Raw genomic sequence first — 23,622 nt, forward strand, 5'->3', positions numbered from 1 at the left:
GCGCTCAGCAGCAGCCGTGCACCGGCAAGCGCACTGACCTGGCGTTCGCCCCGGTGGCCGGCCGGTTCGCCGCGGCTTCGGCGTCGGCGAGCAGCTTGTCGAGGTCGGCCCGGTCGAGGACGCGGCCGGCGGTGACGACGGTGTCGATCCGCCGGACCGCGCGGATGTCGGCGAGCGGGTCGGCGTCGAGCAGCACCAGGTCGGCGACCTTGCCGGGGGTGACCGTCCCGGACGTGTCCGCCCGGCCGAGGAACGCGGCCGCGTCGCGGGTCACCGCCTGCAGTGCCCGCCGCGGGCCGAGGCCGGCCTGCACGAGGAAGTCGAGCTCGTCGTGCAGGCTGAACCCCGGGTAGACGTACGGGTTTTCGCAGTCGGTCCCGCCGAGGATCCCGACCCCGGCGCGGTGCGCCTCGCCGACCAGCCGCAGCTGCGCGTGGAAGTAGGCCTCCTGCTGGGCGATCTGGTCGGGGGTGACCGGCGCGAACAGCGGCAGCCGGTCGGCCCAGTAGTCGAGGACATCCTGCGGGATGTACCTGTTCCGCGGATCGTGCGCGGACGCCTCGACAGGCCGGGAAATGACCCGGTTGACCGCGAAGGTCGGGCTGAGCCGGCTCCCGTGGGCCTCGAGACCCGCGAAGTGACGGGCCGCCGCGGCGGGGTCGTAGGCCTGCGCGGCCTGCCGGTCGAGTTCGCGGGCCAGGTTGAAGAAGGCACGCGGGGCCTTCGGGTCGAACGGCGTCGCCTCGAGGCGGGCGAGGAACTCGTCCCGGCGGCTCGAGGTGGCGATCGGCAGCCCGAAGAGGTGCTCGAAGCTGCGCTGCCCGGCCCGGGCGGCGTCGAGCAGGCGGACCCGGTAAGGCCAGTGCCCGGCGAAGGGCAGGCCATGGCGGTGGCATTCGTCGGCGATCGCGGCGAAGACGTCCTTCGGCAGGTAGAAGTACACCTTGACGAAGTCCGAGCGCTGGGCGACGGCGGTCCGGACGGCGGCGCGCCCCTCCTCGGCGTTCGCGACCCGCACGGCCGGCGGGCCGAGCAGGGACACCGGGCCGTCGAGGATCGAGCTGGCCAGCACGACCCGCGGGCCGAGCAGCTCGCCGCGGGCGATCTTGTCGCGGGTGACGCGGTTTTCGTCGTAGCCCTGCATTTCCCGGATGCCGGTGACGCCGTTGGCCAGGAACAGCGGCGGCCACACGTGCTCGTAGTCGATGCCGTGGGTGTGCAGGTCCCAGAGGCCGGGCGCGAGGTAGCGGCCGCGGCCGTCGACGACCCGGGCGCTCCCGCACCGCGGCACCTCGGCGGACGGCCCGACCCAGGCGATCCGGTCCCCGACCAGCACGACGGCGGAGTCCGGCCGGGCGGGACCGTCGGTGCCGTCGACCACGGTGACCCCGCGCACGACCACGACAGCGCTCCCGGCGGCGGCGGCCTCCTGCGCGAAGACGGCGGGAGCCACCCCGGCGGCGGCGAGCCCCGCACCCGCTGTCGCCAGCCACCGCAGGAAATCTCGCCGGTTCGCCTCGACTCGCACTCCCCACCCCGCCCTTCGCCTTCGCTCGGCTCCCTCCACCCCATCCAACACCCGGCGGGCGCGGTGGGAGACCTTCCAACGTGCCGGATAGCGGAGAAGGAGTAACCGGGAGGCGGGACTTCGTGCACCCTCGGCCCCACCGCTTTCCCGGGAAAGTGACCCGCACTTTCCCGGGAAAGCGCGGGTCAGGCCAGCGCCTGCGTCGGTGCGAGCCGCGCCGCCCGCACCGCGGGGTACGCCCCCGCCACCGCACCCACCAGCGCGGCGATCCCGACCCCGCCCGCCAGCGCCCCGCCCGGCAACACCGCGGGCCACCCCTGGCTCAGCGCGTACCCCGCCGTCACCAGGACCCCGGCCAGCACCCCCGCGAGCCCGCCGAGCCCGGACAGGAGCACCGACTCCGCCAGGAACTGGCCGCGGATCTGCCGCTTCGTCGCCCCCAGCGCCCGGCGCAGGCCGATCTCGCGCCGCCGCTCGAGCACCGAAATCACCATCGTGTTCGCCACCCCGACCCCGCCGACCAGCAGGGCCACCCCGCCGAGCCCGAGGAACAGCGCGCTGTACGTCGTGTCCGTCAGCTTCTGCGCCGCCAGCGCGTCCGACGGGCGCCGGACCTGGACCTCGTTGGGGGCCTGGGGGCTCAGCGTCGCCGCCAGCACCGAGCGCACCGCGTCCACCGCGGATTCCACGGCGCGGACGTACACAGTGGACGGATGGCCGTCGAACCCGAGCAGCCTCTTCGCGACGTCCCAGCCGACCAGCGCCGACCGCTCGATCTCCGGCGCCAGCGGCATCGGCGCGAGGATGCCCACCACGGTGAACCACTGCGTGCCGATCAGCACCTGCGGCGGCCGGGCCGGGTCGATGTGGTCGATGCCCAGCCGGGCCGCGGCCTGGGACCCGAGCACCGTCACCGGGTAGTCCTGGTTGCCCGCGGCCAAGAACGCCCCCGCCCGCACCTTGCCGGCCAGCACGCCGAGCAGGTCCGGCCGCGCCGCGTACACCGCCAGCCCGGACGTGTCGTCCGCGGCGATCCTGTCGCTGCGGCGGACGCTCGCCGACGTCGTCCCCGTGCCCGCGGCCGCCTGCACCGGCCCGATCCGCCGGGCCATCGCGACCGCGTCGTCCGGCAGCGTCGCGTTGTCCCCGAACAGCGTCTGGCCCGGCCCCGCGGTGAGCAGGTTGGGGCCGAGCGCGGCCAGCCGGTCGTGCAGGGCCTGCGCGCCGGACGCCGGGATCGCCAGCACCGCCACCATCGCGGCGACCCCGATCGCGATGCCCAGCGCGGACAGCACCGCCCGCACCGGCCGCGTCCGCATGCCGTGGGCACCGAGCGCGACGACGTCCGGCGGCTTGAGCCGGGCCGGTTCCGGCAGCTTGATTTCCGGTGGCGCGGTCATCGCGCACCCACCAGGCCGGTGTCCAGCCGCAGGCGCCCGTCGAGCAGCTCGATCCGGCGCGGCATGCCCCCGGCGATCTCGCGGTCGTGGGTGATCACGACGATCGTGGTGCCGTCCGCCGACAGCTCGCCGAGCAGCGAGAGCACCGAAGCCCCGGTGCCGGTGTCGAGGTTGCCGGTCGGCTCGTCGGCCAGCAGGATCGCCGGGTCGTTGACCACGGCCCTGGCGATCGCGACGCGCTGGCGTTCGCCGCCGGAGAGCTCGCCGGGGCGGTGCCACGCCCGGTGCCCGAGCTTGACGCGGTCGAGCGCCGCCAGTGCCCGCGCGCGCCGCCGTCGCCGCGGCACCCCGGCGTAGAGCAGGCCGGTGCACACGTTGTCCACCGCACTCATCCCTTCGTCGAGGAAGAACTGCTGGAACACGAACCCGATCCAGCGCGAACGCAGCGCCGAGACCTTGCGGTCGGGCAGCGCGGCGACGTCGTGGCCGCGCAGCTCCACCCGCCCGGACGACGGCCGGTCGAGGGTGCCCATCAGGTGCAGCAGGGTGGACTTGCCGGAGCCGGACGGCCCGACGATCGCCACCATCTCGCCGTCTTCCAGCGAGAGCGAGACGCCGTCGAGGGCGGCGACCCCGCCGGGGTAGGTGCGCGTGACCTCGTGCACGCGCAGCACGGGCGTCACGACGTCGTCACCACCCGCATGCCCGCGGCCAGGCCGGTCCCGGAAACCTCGACCTTCCCGCCGCTGAACAGACCGGTCTGAACCGCGATCAGCCGTCGCTGCCCGTTCTCGTCGACCTCGACCGCGTAACCACCTTCGGCGAGCGCGAGCAGCGCGCCGACCGGGACCGCCAGCACGCCCTGGTGGACGTCCTTGGTGAACCGGACGGTCGCCGGCGACGAATCGAGCGTGCCGGCGACGGCCGGGTCGTCGAGCCGGACGACCACGGTGATCTTGGGCTTGCCGTCGTCCTCGCCCGCCTGGTTCTTGCCCTCGACGGCGGTCCGCCCGACGTCGGTGATCGTGCCCTGCGTCGTCTTCCCGTTGACCGTCACGGACGCCTTCGCGCCCTGCTGGGCGAGCCCCTGCTTGGCCGCGGCGAGCTTCACCTGCACCAACCGGACGGTGCCGGTCGTCTTGAGGATCTCGCCCTGTGCGGGCGCGCCGGGCTTGGCCGCCAGCGCCGACACGCGCACTTCCCCCGGTGCCAGGACGACGTCGCCCTGGCCGAACGCGCCGGTCTGCTCCAGGCCGAGGGACTTCTGCCACTTCTTCAGCGCGGCCGCCGTCGCCGCGGTGAACTTCTTGTCCGGCGTGCCGAACCCGCCGAAGCCGCACGCCTTGAGGTTCTCCTCCAGCTGCTTGACGTCGGCGCCGTCGGCCGCGCCCTCGGCGAGGTCGCGGTAGAACGGCAAGGGGCCGTAGAAGAGCGGCACCGGCTTCGCGTCCACTCCGTACACCGGCTTGCAGCGGGTCAGGGTGGCGCCGGCGTCGGGCAGCGATGTGACTGTGCCGGGCTTGCGGCCCGTGACGACCGACTCGTCGCCGTAGCCGAGGGTGCCGTCGGCCTCTTCTTCTTCGCTCAGGTCGGTCTTGGCCACCTCCGCGGTCTCGACGGCGGGCGGTGCCGCCTCCTTGACCGGCGTCGCGCTCGACACCCGCGTCAGGATCACGACGGAGCTGGTGCCCAGCACGACGACCAGGACGGCACCGGCGATGAACCAGCGCGTCCGGCCCCGGCGGCGCGGCTTGAGGTGCGTCACGTCGTTCACTTTTCCGCCCTGGAGCTGACGCTCATGCCGAGCCCGCACGCCTTGGCGGCCTCTTCGAACTTCTTCGGGTCGTCGCCCATCCCGCCGATCCGCGTGGCGCCCTTGCCCGCCGGGTCGGGGTCCGGCATGTCGATGCCGTGGTCCCGCATGCACTTGGCGTCCTTGCGCATCTTGTCCAGTTCCTCGGCGCTCGGCGGCTTCATCTCGCCGCCGTTGGGCATCAGGTGCTTGCACGCGTTCTGCGCGGCGTCGATCTTGTCCTTGTCGGCACCCTCACCCTGGATCCCGATCGCCACCCCGTTGCCGTCGCCGGCGGGCTTGGGATCGGGCATGTCGACGCCGTGCTCGCGCATGCACTTGGTGAATTCCCGTATCTTGTCCTCGTCGCTCTTGCCGCTGTTGTCGGCCGCGGTGGGGCCGCCCGTCTTCGACGGGGTCGAGATCGAAGCCACCTTCGACCCGTCATCGGCCTTCGCGCCGCAGCCCGCGAGCAGCAGGGCCGCCCCGATCGCCGCGACGGCTGTCCGTATCCGCATGGCTCGATTCCTTTCGTCCGGATGGGTGCCAGGTCTACGGATCGGGGGATTCGGGCGCGCTAAGCGACGTCGCTTATGCCGTCCTTATGGCCTTCCGGCGCAGACTGTGCCGGTGCGGGTGCTGGTGGTGGAGGACGAGCGGTTGCTGGCCGACTCGGTCGCGGAGGGGCTGCGGCGGTTCTCGATGGCCGTCGACGTCTGCTACGACGGCGAGCAGGCCATGGAACGCGTCGGCGTGCACGGCTACGACGTCGTGGTGCTCGACCGCGACCTGCCGAAGGTGCACGGCGACGACGTCTGCGCCGCGGTGGTGAAGGCGGGCGGCGAGGCGCGGGTGCTGATGCTGACCGCGGCCGCCGACGTCACCGACCGCGTGGCCGGCCTCGGCCTCGGCGCCGACGACTACCTGACGAAACCGTTCGCGTTCGCCGAGCTGGTCGCCCGGGTCCAGGCGCTGTCGCGGCGCGCGCGGCCGGCGTTGCCGCCGGTGCTGGAACGCGACGGCGTCGTGCTCGACCTGCCCCGGCACCAGGCCGCCCGCGACGGCCGGTTCCTGCTGCTCTCGCCGAAGGAGTTCGCCGTGCTGGAGGTGCTCATGCGGGCGGAGGGCACCGTGGTCAGCGCCGAAGACCTGCTGGAAAAGGCGTGGGACGAGCACGCGGACCCGTTCACCAACGCGGTGCGCGTCGCGGTGATGACGTTGCGCCGCAAGCTGGGCGACCCACCGGTGATCGAGACCGTGCCAGGCGCCGGCTACCGGTTCGGCACCCCGTGAACGGCTTTTCGGTCCGGACGAAGCTCACGGCCTGGTACGGCGGGCTGTTCCTGCTCGCCGGGGTGGTCCTGGTCGTCATCAACTACCTGCTGGTGCAGAGCACGCTGCCGGACCCGGCCCGGGTCGCCAACCGGACGATCGACACCGCCGACGTGACCTACGGCGTCTCGGCCCAGGCGGCCCTCCCGGGCCCGGGCGTCGCGATCCAGCTGCTCAGCGGCTCGCTCGACACCTACCGCTCCTCGACGCTGTCGACGCTGTTGGTCGGCTCGGCGATCGCGCTGACGGTCACGGCGGGGCTGGCGGTGCTGTTCGGCTGGCTGATGGCGGGCCGCGCGCTGCGGCCGCTGCACGACATCACCTCGGCCGCGCGTCGGCTCGAGGCGGGCAAGCTCGACCGGCGGATCAACCTCGAAGGGCCGCCGGACGAGCTGAAGGAGCTCGCCGACACCTTCGACGGCATGCTCGACCGGCTCGCGGAGTCGTTCGACAGCCAGAAGCGGTTCGTCGCGAACGCGTCCCACGAGCTCCGCACGCCCTTGGCGGTGCAGCGGACGCTGATCGAGGTGGCGATGGCCGACCCCGACGTCCCGGCGGAGCTCAAGAAGCTCGGCACGCACCTGCTCCACACGAACGAGCGCAGCGAGCGGATGATCGAGGGCCTGCTGGTGCTGGCCCGCAGCGACCGCGGGCTGCACGCGCGCACGCCGGTGCGCCTCGACGAGGTCGCGGCGGCGGTGGTCCGGGCCACGGCGGCGCAGGCTTCGGCGGCCGGGGTGACGGTGGAGACGCGGCTGCGGCCGCGGACGGTCGCGGGTGACCCGGTGCTGCTCGAACGGCTGGTGACGAATCTGGTGGTCAACGCGATCACGTACAACGCCTCCGGTGGCTGGGTGTACGTGGAGGTGCGCGGGGACCCGGCGCTGGAGGTGCGGAACTCGGGGCCGGTGGTGCCGCCCGAGGCGGTACCGACGCTGTTCGAGCCGTTCCGGAGGCTGGGCGGCGCGGAGCGGACCGGCGACACGCGCAACGCGGGGCTCGGGCTGTCGATCGTCCGGTCGGTGGCCCAGGCCCACGGCGGCCGCGCCGAGGCCCAGCCCGGGCGGCGCGGAGGGCTGACCGTGACGGTCCGGCTGCCGCCCGCTTGATCCACTCGATCGTGACTTTGCGTGTCCGGCGTGTCACCCCCGCGCCGCTGACCTGGCTGAGTAACGATGCGAGGACGCGAAATGAACAGTGGGCAGTTCGGTGCGGACTCGGCGCGCCTCGCACGTCAAGCCGACGCGCCGTTCTAACGTGGGCACCCACAACGGTGAAGAAGATCGGGGAGGCGAGAACAATGCGGGCGCTGCGAGTGGTCGGACTGCACGAGGACGGGAAGTCCATCGTGCTCGAAGACCCGGCGAGCCGTACTCGTTTCCTGCTCCCGGCTGATGAGCGACTGCGCGCGGCGGCGCGGGGTGACATCACCCGCCTCGGCCAGATCGAAATCGAGTTGGAGAGCCAGATGCGGCCACGCGAGATCCAGCAGCGCATTCGCGCCGGCGAGTCCGTCGAGCAGGTCGCCGCGAGCGCCGGTGTTTCGGCGCAGCGCGTCGAGCGCTACGCCTACCCCGTGCTGCTCGAGCGGTCCCGGACCGCCGAGCTGGCGCAGCGCGCCCACCCGGTCCGCGAGGACGGCCCCGACGTGCAGACGCTCGGCGAGGTCGTCGCGCACAGCTTCGGCGTCCGCGGCCACGACTACTCGCAGGCCACCTGGGACTCCTGGAAGGGCGACGACGGCCGCTGGGTCGTGGTGCTCCGCTGGAAGGCCGGCCGGTCGGACAACCGCGCGCACTGGGCGTTCTCGCCAGGTGCGCACGGTGGCACGGTGACGGCGCTGGACGAGAACGCCGAAGTCCTGCTGGACCCGAACGCCTACCGCGCCCCGCGCACGGTCCGCGCGCTCGCGCCGGCCCGCGAGACGGAGTTCCAGCCGACGCTGGATTCGGTGGAGCCGGAGCGCGCGCAGCTGCCCTCGGCCGAGCCGGACCCGGACGACGACACCCGCGAGATCCCGCGCGTCCCGACCGACCCGGACGAGGACACGGCGGTGCCGGAACCGCGCCCCAAGGCGAAGAAGAACCACCCGATCGTCCCGTCCTGGGAGGACGTGCTGCTCGGGGTCCGCTCGCAGCGCGGCTAGTCCAGCCGCGCGGCGAGCGTCTTCGGCGCCACCAGCCGGTACGCCTCGCGCAGGATCCGGTCGATCTCGGCCCAGTCGACGTCGACGTCCAGGCGCACGCCGAGCCAGCCGCGGTGCCCGACGTACGCCGGGCGGAAGAACCGCTCCGGCTCGGTGCGCACCAGTTCCTCCTGCGCGCCGGGCGGGGCCGGGCACCAGAAGGCGAGCCGGCCGTCGCCGTGGTGGTCGTCGGCGAACATGGCGAGCGTCTTCTTGCCGCGCACGAACCAGGCGGGCGAGCCGTGGCTGAGGCGCTCGGTCGTCTCCGGCAGGGCCAGGCACAACTTCCGCAACGCCGTCAGCTGATCCATCCCCACGCTCCCCCTCAGAAGGCGATCACCAGCACGCCGATCCACGCGATCACCACGCCGCCGGCCGCGCCGTAGGCGGCCCAGCGCAGGATCGGGGTGCGGCGGATCAGCCACAGCGACGGCGTGATCCCGGCCGTCACGATCACCGAGGCCACCAGCGCGAGCCAGCCGCTGGTCTCGCGGGCCAGCGTCGAAGCCAGCGCCAGCATGGCCACCACGACCACGGCCGCGATGAACGCCGAGACGGTCAGCCCGGTCAGCCACGGCGTCGGTTCGCCGGGCGGGCCGGGCGGGCCGAGCACCGCACGGACGAACCGGTGGCCGGGTTCGGTCGACGGCGGGGGTGGCTCGACGACCGTGTCGTCGCCGGTGACCGGATCCACGAACCGCACGGTCGTGCCCATCACCGAGGCCAGCCGCGCGGCCAGCTGGCGGCCGCGCTGCGAGACCACCGCGCCCGCCTCCGCCCCCGGATCGGCGGTGACCGCCGACGCCACGCGCGCCCACTCGTGCAGGGCCTGCGCCAGGTCGGCGCCGATCGCGAGCTTGTGCGGGTCCACCTCGCGCGCGTGCTCCCCGCCCGGGCCGGCCAGCACGGCGCGCTCGCCGCGGATCCGCAGCTCCATGGTGTCCCTTCCCGCCTCGGAGACCAAAACCTTAGCCGCCCCGGGCCAGTTCGTAGAAGGCAACGGCGGCGGCCGTGGCGATGTTCAGTGAATCGACTCCGGCCGGCATGGGTATCCGGACGGCATGATCAGCCGCCGCGAGCGCCGTCTCGGTCAGCCCGGGGCCTTCGGCGCCGAAGAGCAACGCGACCCGCCCGGGAGCGTGCGCCCGCAGCTCGGACAGCGGGATCGAGCCCGGCCGCGGGGTGAACGCCGCGACGGCGAACCCGCGCGCCCGCAGGTCGTCGAGCCCGCCCGGCCAGTCCGTCAGGTGCCCGAACGGCACGCGCAGGACGTGCCCCATCGACACGCGCACGCTGCGCCGGTACAGCGGGTCGGAACAGCCGGGGCCGAGCAGCACGCCGCCGACGCCGAGCGCGGCGGCGTTGCGGAAGAGCGCGCCGAGGTTTTCGTGGTCTCCCACGCCTTCCAGCACGGCGACCGGGCCGGTACCGCCGACGACTTCGGCCACCGTCGGCGGCGCGGGCCGGTCGGCGACGGCGAGGATCCCGCGGTTGAGGTGGAACCCGACCACCTCGGCCATGGTTTCGGCGGAGGTGACGTACTGGGGAACGTCGAGCCCGGCCAGGTCTTCGGCCAGCTCGGCGAACCGGCGCCGGACGCCCAGCAGCGCCCGTACCGGGTAGCGGGACGCCAGCAGCCGGGACACCACGACGGTGCCTTCGGCGATGACGAGCCCCCGCCCGCCGGGCCGGTCGGGCCGACGGTCCGCAGTGGACAGGTCGCGGAAATCGTCGACCCGGGGGTCGCCGGAGTGGTCGATGTGGATCACGCCCATCCGCCCAGTCTGTCACCCGCTTGCCGGGCGCTTCACTGGTCCGAACGTCGACCGCGCCGTGGTACGAACGGGCTCATTTTGCTGTGGGTTAACCGTCCGTGACGGACGGCACCAGTTTGGCCGCTAGCCCGGGTGCATCGCCTGTGTAACGGTTGTCCGCCGGGGCCTGAAACACGTCCTAGTCCACGCCGACACGAAGCAGGGATGGTCATGGGGATGGACCTCGAGGCTCAGCCGTTCAACACGCTGGACCGAGGACGGTACCGCCGCAAGGTGCAGCGTTGCCTCGACACGCTGGCCCGCATGCTCACCGACGGCAGTTTCTCCTTCCCCCGCAAGAACATCGGCCTCGAAGTCGAGCTGAACCTGGTCGACCGCGAGCTGCGCCCGTCCATGACGAACACCGCGGTGCTGGAGGCGCTCGACGACCCGTCGTTCACCACCGAGCTGGGCCAGCACAACATCGAGCTGAACGTCCCGCCCCGGCCGCTGGCCGGTGATTCCGCGCTCCAGCTCGAAGACGACCTCCGCGCGTACCTCGACACCGCCGCGACGAAGGCCCGGGACACCGGCTCGTCGCTGGCGATGATCGGCATCCTGCCGACGTTGAAGCACGAGCACTTCGACCAGAAGTGGCTCACCAACAAGACCCGCTACTCCACGCTGAACGACCAGATCTTCGCCGCGCGCGGCGAGCGCACGGTGCTCGCCATGGAAGGCGCGCCGCTGCCGGGCCAGCAGCCCGAACGCCTGCGCAGCTACGCGGAGTCGATCCTGCCGGAAGCCGCGTGCACGAGCGTGCAGCTGCACCTGCAGGTCGCGCCCGAAGAGTTCGCGGCGCACTGGAACGCGGCGCAGTGCCTGGCCGGGCTGCAGATCGCGCTGGCGTCCAATTCCCCGTTCCTACTCGGCAAGGCGCTGTGGCACGAGACGCGGATCCCGCTGTTCCTCCAGGCGACCGACACCCGGCCGGAAGAGCTGAAGAACCAGGGCGTGCGGCCGCGGGTGTGGTTCGGCGAGCGCTGGATCACGTCGATCTTCGACCTGTTCGAGGAGAACGTCCGCTACTTCCCCGGCCTGCTCCCGGAAACCGACGCCGAGGACCCGATCGAGGCACTCGACGCGGGACAGGCGCCGAAGCTCACCGAGCTGCGCATGCACAACGGCACGATCTGGCGCTGGAACCGCCCGGTGTACGACGTCGTCGACGGCCTGCCGCACCTGCGCGTGGAGAACCGCGTCCTGCCGGCCGGCCCGACGGTGGTCGACACGGTGGCGAACGCGGCTTTCTTCTACGGCGCCCAGCGCGCACTCGCCGAAGCGGAACGCCCGGTGTGGAGCCAGATGTCGTTCCAGGCCGCCGAGGAAAACCTTTACGCGGGCGCGCGGCGCGGCTTCGACGGGCAGCTGTACTGGCCGGGCATCGGCTGGATCCCGCCGGACGAGCTGGCGCTGCGCGTGCTGCTGCCGCTGGCCCACGAGGGCCTGCGCCGCTCCGACGTCTCCGACGAAGCCCGCGAGCGCTACCTCGGGATCATCGAGCGCCGCTGCCTGGCGCGCCGGACCGGGGCGACCTGGCAGCGGGACTACGTCCTGCGGGCGCAGGAACGCGGCCTGGACCGCGAGGCGGCGCTCGGCCTGATGTTGGGCCGCTACCTGGAACTGTCCGAGGCGGGCGAACCGGTGCACACGTGGCCGGTGGCCGATTGACGCTAGCCTGGGCGGATGCCGAAGATTCTCGGTGAGTCCCTGGAGGCACACCGGCGCGAGGTGCGGGCCCGGGTCTTCGAGGTCCTGCGCACGCAGCTCTACGAGCGCGGCTTCGACGCGATCACCCTCGCCGGCGTCGCGTCGGCGGCCGGGGTGGGCCGCACCGCGCTGTACAACCACTTCCCGGACAAGGAGAGCCTGCTCGTCGCGTTCGTCGAGGACGAAGCGGCCCAGTACGTCACGAGGCTGACCGAAGCCGTCGAGGCCCAGGCCGATCCGGTCGACCAGCTGGCCACGTTCGTCCGGCTCCAGCTGCGCGTGCTGGCGGAGTACCACATGCCGCCCGGCACGGCGCTCGCCTCGGCGCTGGCGCCCGCGGCGTACCGGCGGATCAGCGCGCACGCCGACCCGATCACCGACCGCCTCCGGGCGATCCTCGCCGGCGGCGTCGACCTGGGCCGCTGGCCGGCCGAGGACCCGGACGTCCTGATCCCGATGATCACCGCGGCGCTGGGCAACCGGACCCTGGTCGACGGGCCCGCCGGCCGGCTCGAAGACGTCGTCGAAGCGGCGGTGCGGTTCGTCCTGCGGGCGGTGGGTGCCAGAGTTTAGGGTGGCCTAAGTCCGAATCATGCCCTACGATCTTTCTGACAGCGTGTCAGATCGATCGCCGGGAGGCCTGCCCATGTCGGTGACCACGGACGCCCGCCCGTTCTCGGCGACCTTGCGCGCGTCGACCCTCGAAGTCCACGACCGGGCGAACTACTCGGCGTACATGCGCGCCCTGCTCGGCGGGGAGCTGACCCGCGACGGCTACACCCAGCTGGCGATCCAGTACTACTTCATCTACGGCGCGATCGAGGCGGCGAGCGACGCGATGGCCTGCGACCGGGTCGGCGGCGAGTTCGTCTTCGACGAGCTGCGACGCCTGCCGAACCTCGAGCGCGACCTCGCCCACCTGGTCGGGCCGGACTGGCGCTCGGCGATCTCGCCGCTGGCCTCCACCGGCGAGTACGTCTCGCGCATCCGCGAAGCGTCGACGTGGGCCGGCGGCTACGTCGCCCACCACTACACGCGCTACCTCGGCGACATCGCCGGCGGCCAGGTCATCCGGCGGACGCTCGAGAAGAACTACGACGTCGCCGAGGCGGGCGCGCTCTTCTACCACTTCGACGGCATCGGCAGCGCGCCCCGGTTCCGGGATGCCTACCGGGCGAAGCTGGACAACGCGCCCTGGGACGAGGCCGAACGCGCCCGCGTGATCGACGAGACACTGGTCGCGTTCGAATGCAACGTCGCCGTCTTCGACGAGCTGGCCCTGCGGCTCGACGAGTTCCGTGCCTGATCTCACAGGCCGTTGACCTCCAGTTAAGTCCAGGTAGCAGGCTCGGTTTCGGGTGTCGGACCCTCGGGTACGCCATCTACGGACCCGCTGTCCCAGTGTGTGACAGCCACCCGCCCCCGCTCGCCGCGAGTGGGCGTGTGCTACTAGGTTCGGTACCGGAAACTTGTGTCGAAGACAGAAGGAGGGCCAATGGCCCGCTACGAGCTGCCCGATCTCGACTACGACTACGGCGCCCTCGCGCCGCACATCTCCGGCGAGATCAACGAGCTGCACCACAGCAAGCACCACGCGACCTACGTCAAGGGCGCGAACGACACGCTCGACAAGATCGCCGAAGCCCGTGACGCCGGCAACTTCGGCGACATCGTCGGCCTGCAGACGACGCTCGCCTTCCACCTGGCCGGGCACGCCAACCACGTCGTGTGGTGGAAGATCCTCTCGCCCGAAGGCGGCGACAAGCCGACCGGCGAGCTGGCCGCGGCGATCGACGAGGCGTTCGGCTCCTTCGACAAGTTCAAGGCGCAGTTCACCGCCGTCGCGACGACCATCCAGGGCAACGGCTGGGGCGCGCTCTCCTGGGACCCGATCGGCAAGACGCTGATCACCCAGCAGCTGCGCGACCACCACAACAACCTGGTGCTGCCGACCACGCCGATCCTCCTGGTCGACGTCTGGGAGCACGCGTTCTACCTCGACTACAAGAACGTGAAGCCGAAGTACGTCGAGGCCCTGTGGAACATCTTCAACTGGGCCGAGATCAGCAAGCGCTTCGACAACGCCGTCGCCGGCGGCAACGGCCTGTTGCTCGGCTGAGCCGTCTCTCGTCGAACGGGGTCCCCCTTTCCAGGGAGGGCCCCGTTTTTCGTCGGCGGCCGAAAACGCCTTGACCTCGAGTGCGGTCGAGGTGTTTGGGTGGATGCATGGACATCGACGCGTACCTGGATCGCCTCGGCGTCGCCCGCCCGGCGGCGCCGGACCTCGCGACGCTGCGCCACCTGCAGGAACGCCACCTGGCCGCGGTGCCGTTCGAGAACCTGAGCAGCCACCTCGGGGAGCCGGTCGTGCTGACCGAGGACGCGCTGTTCACCAAGATCGTGCACCGGCGGAGAGGCGGATTCTGCTACGAGCTGAACGGCTTGTTCGCCGCGTTGCTGCGCGCGCTCGGCTACGACGCTTCCCTGCGCGCGGCCCAGGTCTTCCGCGCCGACGGCACCCTGGGCCCGCCGCTGGACCACGCGGCGATCGTCGTCGCCCTGGAGTCGGCGGACTGGCTGGTCGACGTCGGCTTCGGCCGGTTTTCCCGGTATCCGCTGCCACTGTCCGCCGTGGACGCCCAGCCGGACCCGGAAGGCGAGTTCCTGGTGCTGGACGCCCCGCACGGCGACTTCGACGTGCTGCTGGACGGCAAGCCGCAGTACCGCCTGGAGCGCCGCCCGCGCCCGCTGGCCGACTTCGTCCCGATGGCGTGGTGGCAGACGACGTCGCCGGAGTCCCACTTCACCCGCTCGCTGACGTGCTCCCGCCCGACGTCCCAGGGCCGCGTGACCCTGTCGGGCGACAAGCTGATCGAGACGGTGGACGGCGTCCGGAACGAGGTCCGCCTGCCTTCCCCGGAGGCGATCCACGCGGCGTACCGCGTGTACTTCGGGATGACGTTGACGCGCCTGCCGGTACCACCGGGCGGGAGTCCCTTGACTCGCGACGTGCCCCAGCCCGACACTGCGCTGACGTGAACGAAGCCCCGGCCTGGGGTTTTCCCAGGGCCGGGGCTCCGTCCGTTCCCGAACTGACTGCCGCTCCCACCACGAAGCGGACATGTATGAGGTTAGCCTCACCTCATATCCTCAGGCAAGAGCTCGGCCACGGAGACTCGGATCTCACTCTTCCGGGTGACATCCAGGCGGCCGGGCGCCGGTTTTTGTCGGTGATGGCGGATACGGTCACGCCGTGAACACGAACCGATACTTCCCGTCAGACCTTCGCCCGCTTGAGCACCCGCAGCCCCAGCCCGCGCTTCACCGGCCAGGAAATCCCGCCCCGCCGGACCAGCACCACGGCGCACACCGCCGCGGCGAGGGCCGAAACCGCCCCGCCGATGTAGAACGGAGACCGCCCGCCGAACTCCTGGGCCATCCACCCGACCATCGGGCCGCCGATCGGGTTGCCGCCGATCAGCACCAACACGTAAAGCCCCATCACGCGGCCGCGCATCTCGGGGCTGACCGAGGTCTGCACCAGCGCGTTCGCCGTGTTGAGGAAGGTCATCGTGGCGAAGCCGAGCGGGATCAGGCCGAGGCCGAACGTCAGGTACGTCGGCATGAAGGCTGTGATCAGCTCGAACACGCCCAGGAAGAACGCGGACACCAGCATCAGCCGCACCCGCGGGCGCCCCTTGGTGCCGCGGCGGGCGGACATCAGCGCGCCGGTGAAGGTGCCGACCGCGACCAGCGTCGAGAGGAGGCCGTAGCCGTCGGCCGCGGTGTGGAACACGTTCGCCGCGACGATCGGCAGCGAGCTGAAGTAGGTGATGCCGAACGTGCTGACGAACAGCACCAGCACCATCACCGTCATCAGGTCCGACCGCCGCCGGACGTACCGCAGCCCCTCGGCCAGCTGGCCCTTCTCGCGCGGCACCGCCGCGACGCGGAACAGCTTGTCCGGGTTCATCAGGACCAGCCCGGTGATCACCGCGACCGTGCTGAGCGCGTTCGCGATGAACAGCCAGCCGGTGCCGATCCAGGTGATCGCGAACCCGGCGATCGCCGGGCCGACGATCCGCGCCATGTTGAAGATCGACGAGTTCAGCGCGACGGCGTTGGCGACCTGGTCGCGGCCCACCATCTCGGCGACGAACGACTGCCGCGTCGGCACCTCCAGCGCCGCCGTCACGCCGAGCGTGAAGCAGAGGACGTAGACGTGCCACAGCGCGGCGATCCCGCTCAGGTCGAGCACGCCGAGGATCACGGCCTGGGAGCACGCCGCCACCTGGATCCAGGTGAGCAGCCGCCGCTTGTCGACGCGGTCGGCGAGGACGCCGGCCCACAGCGAAAGGAACAGCGTCGGCGTGAACTGCAGCGCGACCGCGACACCGAGGGCGATCGGGTTGTTGCCGCTGAGGGTGAACACCAGCCAGTCCTGGGCGATGCGCTGCATCCAGGTGCCGATGTTCGAGATGACCTGGCCGGTGAAGAACAGCCGGTAGTTGCGGACGCGCAGCGAGGCGAACATGCTGCGGCGCTTGGAGGGTGGTGACGCGGACGGCGGTGAGGCCGTTTCCCGGGTAGCAGTGGTCTGGATCGAACGCTTGGTTTCGCTACCCGTGGCCGTCACCGTGGTTAGTTCCCCGCCATCCTGTCTATGATTTCGGCGGCTTTGGAGAGCACTTCACGCTCTTCGTCGCCGAGTTCCGCCAATCGCCGGTCCAGCCACGCCTCCCGCACGGAAATGGCCTTCTGCACGTAGGCCAGCCCGCTCTCGGTCAGCTCGACGATGGCCTGCCTGCCATCGGTCGGGTGCGGGCGCCGCTCGACGAACCCCAGGTCCTCGAGCGCGGCGATCACCCTCGTCATCGAAGGTGGCTGGACGCCTTCCTTCGCGGCGAGCTGACCCGGGGTCAGCGCACCGCACTTGTGCAGGGTGGACAGCGCGGCGACCTGCGTCAGCGTGAGGTCGTCCCCGACGCGCTGTGCCCGCAGCCGGCGGTTGAGCCGGACCACCGCGAGACGCAGACGGCTCGCCAACGAGCGTTCGTGCGTGTCGCCGGACATATAGTTAGCATACCTTACGAAACTTCGTCCGCACGGGTGATCTCCATCAACCGGCAACCCGGAATACGTTGGCGCGTCCTCAGCAGGGACAGAACCTGGGGAGTCGGATGAACAAGAAGCTGGTGGGCTCGGCCGTGGTCGGCGCGGCGGTAGTGGCGGTCGTGGTGGCCCAGTTCACGGGCAGCGAGGCATCGACGACGGCTGCACCGGCACAGCCGCCGACGATGCCCACCACCACCACGCTGCCCTACCAGGAGACCAAGGAGATCTACGACTTCCCGGCCGGGCCGGGCAGCGAGACCGGCGGCTTCGACTTCGAGATCCCGGTACCGACCGGCTGGACCGTCACCCGCGACAAGGACCGCGCGACCTACCGCAGCGGCGAACTCGTGCTCGAGACCGATCGCGTGCCGATCACCCAGGAGGATGCGCTCAGCGGCCTGCAAGCCATCGCGAAAGCGAGCCCCCATCCCGGCACGGTCGCGAAACACGCCGATGTCGGCGACGACGAAGCCGCCGAGTGGGACTACGCCTACTTCCGCGACGGGGTGCTCCGGGAGGTGAACCTCGTCGGTGTCGGTGTCGGCGACGTGCTGATCACCATCCGCTACGAGGCTCCCCAGCCGGAGTTCCTCGGCCACCGGGACGTCCTGACGGCCGCTCTCCAGGTCAGCGGCGCCGGCTGACTACTTGAACGCCGCCTGGAGCGGGCCGACCGCGAAGTACGCCACGAAGGCCAGCGCGATCACCCACATCAGCGGGTGCACCTGGCGGGCCTTGCCGGTGGCCGCGCGGATGACGACGTAGCTGACGAACCCGGCGCCGATGCCGTTCGCGATCGAGTAGGTGAACGGCATGACGACGATGGTCAGGAACGCGGGCAGCGCGATCGAGTAGTCGGTGAAGTCGATGTCGCGGACCTGCGACATCAGCATCGCGCCGACGACGACCAGCGCCGGGGCGGCCGCCTCGACCGGCACCACCTGGTACAGCGGGGTCAGGAACATCGCGGCGATGAACAGCACGCCGGTGACGATGTTCGCCAGCCCCGTCCGCGCGCCCTCGGCGATGCCCGACGCCGACTCGACGAACACCGTGTTCGAGCTGGCCGAGCCGAAGCCGCCCGCCGCGCCCGCGAGGCCCTCGACGAACAACGCCTTGCCGACGTTGGGCAGCTGACCGTCCGCCGGGAGCAGGTCGGCCTCCTTCGCGAGGCCGGTCATGGTGCCCATGGCGTCGAAGAAGTCGGCCAGGACCAGCGTGAACACCAGGAGGCAGACGGTGATGATCGGCAGCCGCGTCCAGGCGCCGAACGAGACGTCGCCGACGAGCGAGAGGTTCGGCAGGCCGAACACCTGGTCCGGCAGCGCCGGGTAGCCGAGGTTCCAGCCGAGCGGGTTGGTGCCCTTCGACGGCCCGGCCTTGACGATCGCCTCCACGACGATGGCCAGCACGGTCGAGGCCAGCACGCCGATCAGGATCGCGCCCTTGACCTTCCGGACGACCAGGATGCCGGTGACCAGCAGGCCGACGACGAACACCGCGGTCGGCCAGGAGGCGATCGAGCCGTTGATGCCCAAGCCGACCGGGACGGTGGTGTGCGCGGCGTCCGGCAGCCGGCGCACGAACCCGGCGTCGACCAGGCCGATCAGGCAGATGAACACGCCGATGCCGACGGCGATCGCCGACTTCAGCGCGGCCGGCACGGCCCGGAACACCGCGGTGCGGAACCCGGTGAGCACGAGCAGGACGATGATCACGCCCTCGATGACCACCAGGCCCATCGCCTCGGGCCAGGTCATCTGCGGGGCGATGGTGACCGCGACCAGGCTGTTGATGCCCAGGCCGGTGGCGATGGCGAACGGGTAGTTCGCGACCAGGCCCATCAGGATGGTCATGACGCCGGCGACCAGCGCGGTCACCGCGGCGACCTGCGACACCGGGAGGATGCCGCCGAGGAGGTCCTTGTGCGCGCCCGCGTCGTCGGCCGAAAAGCTGCCGATGATCAGCGGGTTCAGCACCACGATGTAGGCCATCGTGACGAAGGTGACCAGGCCGCCGCGCAGTTCGCGCGGCACGGTCGACCCGCGCTCGGTGATCTTGAAGAACCGGTCCAGTGTGGACGTCCCGGTGCGGGTCGTCTCCTGCTCCGCCATTCGCCTGCCCATTCTGTCGCTGCTGCGGAGTACCCTGCACCTCGTGAGTGAACCGATCAATCCACCGGAGGTTACGGGCTCGTTGCGGCACACGCCGGAGCTGCCCAAGAAGCTGACCGACCTGACGCCGGTGGTGATCGTAGGCACCTCGATCTGGGCTGTCGCGCTGGTGGTGCTCTTCTTCACGACTTCGGGGCTGTGGGTGCAGACGGCGCTGTCCGGTTTCGCGCTCGGTTTCGTCGGCATGGCGATCATCGCCTGGCAGCGCGCCGCCGCCCGCCGCGGCTCGAAGTCGGCCCAGCGCCTCTAGCGGTTACGCGAGGAGCGTCTTCGGCGACGGGTCCTCGAGCAGCGCCGTGATCACGTGCCGGTCGGGCCAGCGCCCGGCCGCCCAGGCGAAGGCACGCGCTAGCCCTTCGGAGGTGTCGGCCGCGTGCAGCCGGTCGTCGGACCACCACTGGACGTCGTGTTCGGCGCCCTGGATGCGCACGGTGAGCGGGTCGTGCACCAGCACACCGCCGTCCGGGAGCCGGATGCCGAGCTGGTCCGCGACGAGCTTCAGCGCGGGGAGTCCGGCCCAGGGCGCGTACTCGCCTTCGCTGACGACGCGGGCTTCCTCCGTGCTCGCGAGCGGCAGGTCGAGCAGGTCCGCGAGCCGCTCCGGGTCCTCGGGAGCCACCACGTACCGGCTGGGCTCGAGCGCCCCGGCGACCCACGGCACGTCCAGCACCAGTGCGTCGTCCACAACGGACCCGTCCGCGGCCCGCACGGCCCGCGGCACGCCCGGCTCCGAACCGGACTCGACGACGGCGTCGTAGGCGCGCGTGGTCAGGCCTGGCGAGACAACGCGGTCCGGATCGGCGAGCCGGTCGAGGAGGTCGGTTGCTTCGTCCACACCGGACAGTGTGAGGTCCGCGCGCACGCCGGCGATCCTGAGGAGGTCTTCGCTCAGGCCGACGTCGGGGACCTCGTCGAAGAGTCCCGCCAGGTCGGCGTCCGGCAGCCGCCATTCGTTCGGCGCGGCCCCTTCGAGCACGGCGTACTGCGCGATCCACCAGGCAGCGTGCCCGTTCGGCACGCGCAGGGCGTGCCACGTCTCCGGCCGAGCGGCGAGGAGGCGCAGGGCCGCCGGCCAGGCGTCGTCGGCGACGAGGTCGAGGTCCCGGATCGCGACGAGCGTCGACGGCGGCTCCGGCAGCGAATCCCACCAGGCTTCTTCGTCGGGCAGGTCGTGGTCGGGTTCGCGCGGTTCGTCGTCGACGACCACGGCGAATGAGTCGAGCACACCGGCGGCTTCGAGAGTGCTTTGCGGCCAGTCCTCGGCGAAATCCTCGTCGAGGACGTCCATCGCGCCGTCTTCCTCGAAGACCTCTTCGTCGAAGATGTCGAGCAGCGGCGAGGCCGGCAGGACGAGCTCGTCGGCCCGGCGCCAGGTGTCGGTGCCGGGCAAGGCGAGCGCCCCGGCCCAGCGCGGAGCGTCGTCCCCGCAGTCGGCGATCAGCCGCAGCACGGCACCGGCCAGCGTCGTACCGTCCAAACCGGACCGGACGTCCTCGACACTGCGCTCGACGGCGTCCCGCAGCTGGTCGGCGTTGAGCAGCTCGCGGGCGTCGGCGTGCTTGGCGCCCAAGCGCTCCAGCAGCGGGTGCGACGCGGCGGGGTGCACCAGCCGCAACCCCGGGATGTCCACATCGGACAGAAGTTCGAGCAGCTCGGCCGAGCCTTCGACGAGCAGGCAGCCACGAGCACCCGGCAGCGTCCGCCCGTCGGACAGCGGAACGGGCAGCCCGTCCAGCCGTTCCCCGGCGAGCGCGTGCGACTCGACGGCGATCGCCAGTGCCGCGTAGACCGCCCGCCACCAGCCCGGGTCGCGCGTCACGCCGGTGAGCGTTTCCAGCACCTCTTCGATGCCGATCACTTGCCCGGCAACGGCTTTGAGGGCTTGCGCGGGCCCTTCGACCAAGCCGGGAACGAGGTCGGCGAGCAGCGCGGACAGCCCGGGCACGTCGACGTCGAGCACCCGCGCCTGCCGGCCGGCGACCTCGCTACCGGCCTTTGTGGACAGCCACGGTTCCACGCTGAGCGCCGCCAGGACTTCGTCGCGAAGCTTGTTGTCCACAGCAGACTTCGGAAACCCCGGCGCCGGAACGAGCGCGAACCTCTGCTCGGGCGGCAGCAGCCGGACGAGTCCGACGTACTCCTTGGCGGCCACCTCGAGCGCCTGCGCCAGTTCGGGCCCGGGCAGCGCCCGACGGCGCGACGGTTCCACGGGGACGGAGGCGATCAGCCGGGCGGGCAGCGACAGCCCGTCATCGGTGGGCGTCGGAGCGCGCAGGACGTCCTCGCCGAGGGGCCGGGGCGCACCATCGGAGCCGACCGGGACGGCCCACACGACGTCACCGCGGTGCGTCAGCCAGCGCGTTTCCCCTTCGGGGCCCCGGATTACGACGACGTCCCCGACGGCTTCCCGCGTCCAAACGCGACCGTCCACATCGAACTCACCCAGCCAGGGCAGGGCCAGCAGCAGATCACCGGCATCCCGCGCAAGCTCGTCGAGAAGGGCGCGACCGTCGACGCCGTCCCGGAGCGGCAGCCGGACTTCGGTGTCGAAACCGGGCGGCACGTCGGCGGGAACGGGCCAGGGCAGCCGCAGGACGGGAACATCACCCTCGATGCCGGCGGCTTGCCTGGTGCGCTCGGCGGAAAAGGCGACACCACCGGAGGAGGAGACAACGCGAGGTTCGTCGGAGACGGTCCGCACGGCGGCGAACCCGACGCCGAAGCGCCCGACGGTCTCGCCGGTCTTGCCGGAGGCCCGGAGCGAGGCGAGCGAGGCAACACCCCGGGCGTCGAGCGGAGCGCCGGTGTTGGCGAACCGGAGTTCGGAGTCCACCAGAGCCACCCGAACCCGCCCGGGCGCACCCCCGGCCATGGCGGCATCGGCGGCATTCTGGGCAAGCTCGACGAAGAGCCGATCCCGGTAGGCGCCGACCCGCAGGTCACGTTCGACGTTGGTGTCTTCGGTGAGCCGGGTGGGCGAGTCCCGCCAGGAGCGCAGGGTGGCTTCGCGGAGCCGAGCGGTCCCGAACGGATCGCCCGGCTCGAAGGTGTCGCCGATCACCGTTCGGGGGTGTCGTCGACCTGGGCTTGCGCTTCATCGGCGGGCGAAGCCTCGGTCACGACACTGTCGGTGAGGACGGCTTCGGGAACTTCACCTGCCGGCTCCCCCTCGGGCTCCGGAGCCTGAGCCTCTTCAGCAACCGGCTCGGCAGCCGCATCGGTCACCTCTGCCGGCTCCGCCACCTGCTGCGCCTCTTCAGCCACCTGAGCGGGAGCCGATTCGGCTTCAGGAGCTTCGGTCGCCTCCGCCGCGTCCGGCTCGGGGGCGGTCGGCAGCTCGGTCGCGTCGGTCATCTCGGCCTGAGTCGGTTCGGCCTCGGCGGGCTCGGGCACCTCGGCCACCACCGGCTCGGCGACCGCCGAAGCAGCCGCCTCGACCGGCTCAGCCACCTCACCCGCGGGCTCGGCCGCAGCATCAGCCGCTACCTCGGCCGGCTCGGGTGCCTCCGCCGCCCCGCCCGGCTCGGTGACCGCTCCGGCCACCTCCGAAGCTGCGGGCTCAGGCGACTCCACCACCGCCTCCGGCTCGACCGCCGCCTCCACGGCAACCGGCTCGACCGCCACCGCGATCGCCGCCTCCGGCTCGGCCACCGCCGCCACCTCAACCGGCTCGGCCACCGCCTCCTCAGGCTCGGCCTCCGCCTCCTCCGGCTCGACCTCTGCCGGGGACACGTCCGACTCCGCCATCCCCGTCTCCGGCTCCGCCGCGGCCGTCTCCACCACCTCCGGCGTCTCCGCCGGCGGCGGCGTGAAGTCCAGCAGCGAGTCGTCGTACACCAGCTCGGCCACCGGGACCGAGGACGTCAGCTCGACCTCGACCTCCGAGTGCGCTCCGCACCCGTACTCCACGTCCACCACGTGGCCGTCCGCCGGGGCGATGTCGTTGCTGCACACCCCGAACACCCCGCGCAGCGAGCCCGCCAGTGGCACGAAGAACCCGCACGTCCCGCACACGTCCGGCGCGCTGCGGGCCATGTCCGACCGGGGCCCGAACTCGCCCGCGTGCCAGCGCTCCGCCGCCTCCGTGCGGCCGAAGCGGGACAGCGCGTGCACCCGGCCCAAGCCCACCTCGCGCGCGACCTCCTCCACCGCCGGGTCGTCCGACTGGAGGTACGCCGGGGCCAGGCGGGGGTCGTTCTCCTGCGTCGGGAAGATGTCGCCGACGCCGAGGTCGCCCGCGCGGACCCGGCGCTCCCACGGCACCCAGGCCGGGGCCACCAGCGCCTCGGGGCCCGGCACCAGCACCACCTCGCTGACCGTCACCGGCTCGTCTTCGCCCGCCGCCGCGACCGTGACCGACCAGCGCCAGCCTCCGTAGCCCGGGACCTGGGCCTCGAACAGGTGACTCGCCGTGACCGCGTCCTCGCGGGTGACCCCCACGTGCGCGCCGAGCTGCTCCTCGGGTGCGTCCTCCAGCACCGCAGCTCGCGCGAACTCCACCGCATCGGCGAGTTTGCGCTGCACGGAACCGTCGTCCAGGGTCAGCAGCAGAGTCATGCGGCCAATTGTGCC

23 protein-coding genes are annotated in these 23,622 nt (G+C 71.8%); 10 read left to right on the forward strand and 13 right to left on the reverse strand.

What is annotated here, in order from left to right; all coding sequences use genetic code 11:
• Nucleotides 1–4: 4 nt before the first annotated feature.
• The 5 genes from ACWED2_RS24805 to ACWED2_RS24825 all read right to left on the reverse strand — a co-directional run bounded on the left by ACWED2_RS24805 (nt 5) and on the right by ACWED2_RS24825 (nt 5,238).
• Complete coding sequence (locus ACWED2_RS24805; protein WP_449692875.1) at nt 5–1,528, reverse strand: amidohydrolase family protein; 1,524 nt, start codon at nt 1,526–1,528, stop codon at nt 5–7.
• 185 nt (nt 1,529–1,713) lie between these two features.
• On the reverse strand, nt 1,714–2,928 hold the full coding sequence (locus ACWED2_RS24810; RefSeq protein WP_449692876.1) for an ABC transporter permease: 1,215 nt from the start codon (nt 2,926–2,928) through the stop codon (nt 1,714–1,716).
• Nucleotides 2,925–3,611 carry an ABC transporter ATP-binding protein gene (locus ACWED2_RS24815; protein ID WP_449692877.1) on the reverse strand — a complete coding sequence of 229 codons (687 nt, stop codon included), beginning with the start codon at nt 3,609–3,611 and terminating at the stop codon, nt 2,925–2,927. The genes ACWED2_RS24810 and ACWED2_RS24815 overlap by 4 nt, the downstream gene beginning before the upstream one ends.
• On the reverse strand, nt 3,608–4,702 hold the full coding sequence (locus ACWED2_RS24820) for a peptidoglycan-binding protein (protein WP_449692878.1): 1,095 nt from the start codon (nt 4,700–4,702) through the stop codon (nt 3,608–3,610). Before ACWED2_RS24820 ends, ACWED2_RS24815 begins: the two co-directional genes overlap by 4 nt.
• Nucleotides 4,699–5,238 carry a hypothetical protein gene (locus ACWED2_RS24825; RefSeq protein ID WP_449692879.1) on the reverse strand — a complete coding sequence of 180 codons (540 nt, stop codon included), beginning with the start codon at nt 5,236–5,238 and terminating at the stop codon, nt 4,699–4,701. Before ACWED2_RS24825 ends, ACWED2_RS24820 begins: the two co-directional genes overlap by 4 nt.
• 112 nt (nt 5,239–5,350) lie before the next feature.
• On the opposite strand from ACWED2_RS24825, the gene ACWED2_RS24830 reads away from it, so the two are divergent.
• From ACWED2_RS24830 to sepH, 3 genes are all read left to right on the forward strand, one after another.
• Nucleotides 5,351–6,013 (forward strand): response regulator transcription factor, encoded by a 663-nt coding sequence (locus tag ACWED2_RS24830; protein ID WP_449692880.1) that lies wholly within the window; start codon nt 5,351–5,353, stop codon nt 6,011–6,013.
• A complete protein-coding gene (locus ACWED2_RS24835) occupies nt 6,010–7,161 on the forward strand; it encodes a sensor histidine kinase (protein WP_449692881.1) in 1,152 nt (383 codons plus the stop codon). Before ACWED2_RS24830 ends, ACWED2_RS24835 begins: the two co-directional genes overlap by 4 nt.
• Nucleotides 7,162–7,352: 191 nt before the next feature.
• Nucleotides 7,353–8,198, forward strand: a complete 846-nt coding sequence (gene sepH / locus ACWED2_RS24840) for a septation protein SepH (RefSeq protein WP_449692882.1) — start codon at nt 7,353–7,355, stop codon at nt 8,196–8,198.
• On the opposite strand, the gene ACWED2_RS24845 is transcribed toward sepH, so the two are convergent.
• The 3 genes from ACWED2_RS24845 to ACWED2_RS24855 are packed head-to-tail and all read right to left on the reverse strand — an operon-like array spanning nt 8,195 to nt 10,012.
• The gene (locus ACWED2_RS24845; protein WP_449692883.1) at nt 8,195–8,548 is read right to left on the reverse strand and encodes an MmcQ/YjbR family DNA-binding protein; all 354 of its coding nucleotides are present in this window, start codon (nt 8,546–8,548) and stop codon (nt 8,195–8,197) included. The genes sepH and ACWED2_RS24845 overlap by 4 nt on opposite strands.
• Before the next feature lie 14 nt (nt 8,549–8,562).
• Nucleotides 8,563–9,174, reverse strand: a complete 612-nt coding sequence (locus ACWED2_RS24850; RefSeq protein WP_449663164.1) for a DUF2537 domain-containing protein — start codon at nt 9,172–9,174, stop codon at nt 8,563–8,565.
• 31 nt (nt 9,175–9,205) lie between these two features.
• Nucleotides 9,206–10,012, reverse strand: a complete 807-nt coding sequence (locus tag ACWED2_RS24855; protein WP_449692884.1) for a TrmH family RNA methyltransferase — start codon at nt 10,010–10,012, stop codon at nt 9,206–9,208.
• Nucleotides 10,013–10,222: 210 nt separating this feature from the next.
• Between ACWED2_RS24855 and ACWED2_RS24860 the strand changes: the two genes are divergently transcribed.
• From ACWED2_RS24860 to ACWED2_RS24880, 5 genes are all read left to right on the forward strand, one after another.
• A complete protein-coding gene (locus ACWED2_RS24860; RefSeq protein ID WP_449692885.1) occupies nt 10,223–11,722 on the forward strand; it encodes a glutamate-cysteine ligase family protein in 1,500 nt (499 codons plus the stop codon).
• A 15-nt stretch (nt 11,723–11,737) separates the two neighbouring features.
• Nucleotides 11,738–12,334: a TetR/AcrR family transcriptional regulator gene (locus ACWED2_RS24865; protein WP_449692886.1), complete on the forward strand. Its 597-nt coding sequence runs from the start codon at nt 11,738–11,740 to the stop codon at nt 12,332–12,334.
• A 73-nt stretch (nt 12,335–12,407) separates the two neighbouring features.
• Entirely contained in the window at nt 12,408–13,067 is a 660-nt protein-coding gene (locus ACWED2_RS24870; protein ID WP_449692887.1) for a biliverdin-producing heme oxygenase, read from the forward strand.
• Nucleotides 13,068–13,256: 189 nt separating this feature from the next.
• Nucleotides 13,257–13,880, forward strand: a complete 624-nt coding sequence (locus tag ACWED2_RS24875) for a superoxide dismutase (RefSeq protein ID WP_086844974.1) — start codon at nt 13,257–13,259, stop codon at nt 13,878–13,880.
• A 107-nt stretch (nt 13,881–13,987) separates the two neighbouring features.
• Nucleotides 13,988–14,800, forward strand: coding sequence for an arylamine N-acetyltransferase family protein (locus ACWED2_RS24880; protein WP_449692888.1), 813 nt, complete (start codon nt 13,988–13,990; stop codon nt 14,798–14,800).
• A 238-nt stretch (nt 14,801–15,038) separates the two neighbouring features.
• Here the strand turns inward: ACWED2_RS24880 and ACWED2_RS24885 are convergent, their stop codons facing one another.
• The gene (locus tag ACWED2_RS24885; RefSeq protein ID WP_449692889.1) at nt 15,039–16,295 is read right to left on the reverse strand and encodes an MFS transporter; all 1,257 of its coding nucleotides are present in this window, start codon (nt 16,293–16,295) and stop codon (nt 15,039–15,041) included.
• A 107-nt stretch (nt 16,296–16,402) separates the two neighbouring features.
• On the reverse strand, nt 16,403–16,834 hold the full coding sequence (locus ACWED2_RS24890; RefSeq protein WP_449692890.1) for a MarR family winged helix-turn-helix transcriptional regulator: 432 nt from the start codon (nt 16,832–16,834) through the stop codon (nt 16,403–16,405).
• A 107-nt stretch (nt 16,835–16,941) separates the two neighbouring features.
• Between ACWED2_RS24890 and ACWED2_RS24895 the strand changes: the two genes are divergently transcribed.
• Nucleotides 16,942–17,520: a hypothetical protein gene (locus ACWED2_RS24895; RefSeq protein ID WP_449692891.1), complete on the forward strand. Its 579-nt coding sequence runs from the start codon at nt 16,942–16,944 to the stop codon at nt 17,518–17,520.
• On the opposite strand, the gene ACWED2_RS24900 is transcribed toward ACWED2_RS24895, so the two are convergent.
• The gene (locus tag ACWED2_RS24900) at nt 17,521–18,990 is read right to left on the reverse strand and encodes an NCS2 family permease (RefSeq protein ID WP_449692967.1); all 1,470 of its coding nucleotides are present in this window, start codon (nt 18,988–18,990) and stop codon (nt 17,521–17,523) included.
• Between the two features lie 82 nt (nt 18,991–19,072).
• On the opposite strand from ACWED2_RS24900, the gene ACWED2_RS24905 reads away from it, so the two are divergent.
• The gene (locus ACWED2_RS24905) at nt 19,073–19,300 is read left to right on the forward strand and encodes a DUF2530 domain-containing protein (protein ID WP_410564771.1); all 228 of its coding nucleotides are present in this window, start codon (nt 19,073–19,075) and stop codon (nt 19,298–19,300) included.
• 3 nt (nt 19,301–19,303) lie between these two features.
• Here the strand turns inward: ACWED2_RS24905 and ACWED2_RS24910 are convergent, their stop codons facing one another.
• Together ACWED2_RS24910 and ACWED2_RS24915 are read right to left on the reverse strand one after the other, a co-directional pair.
• Nucleotides 19,304–22,111: a sacsin N-terminal ATP-binding-like domain-containing protein gene (locus ACWED2_RS24910; RefSeq protein WP_449692892.1), complete on the reverse strand. Its 2,808-nt coding sequence runs from the start codon at nt 22,109–22,111 to the stop codon at nt 19,304–19,306.
• Entirely contained in the window at nt 22,108–23,607 is a 1,500-nt protein-coding gene (locus ACWED2_RS24915) for a DUF3027 domain-containing protein (protein WP_449692893.1), read from the reverse strand. The genes ACWED2_RS24910 and ACWED2_RS24915 overlap by 4 nt, the downstream gene beginning before the upstream one ends.
• Between the last annotated feature and the right edge of the window lie 15 nt (nt 23,608–23,622).

Source organism: Amycolatopsis sp. NPDC005003, assembly GCF_053600695.1.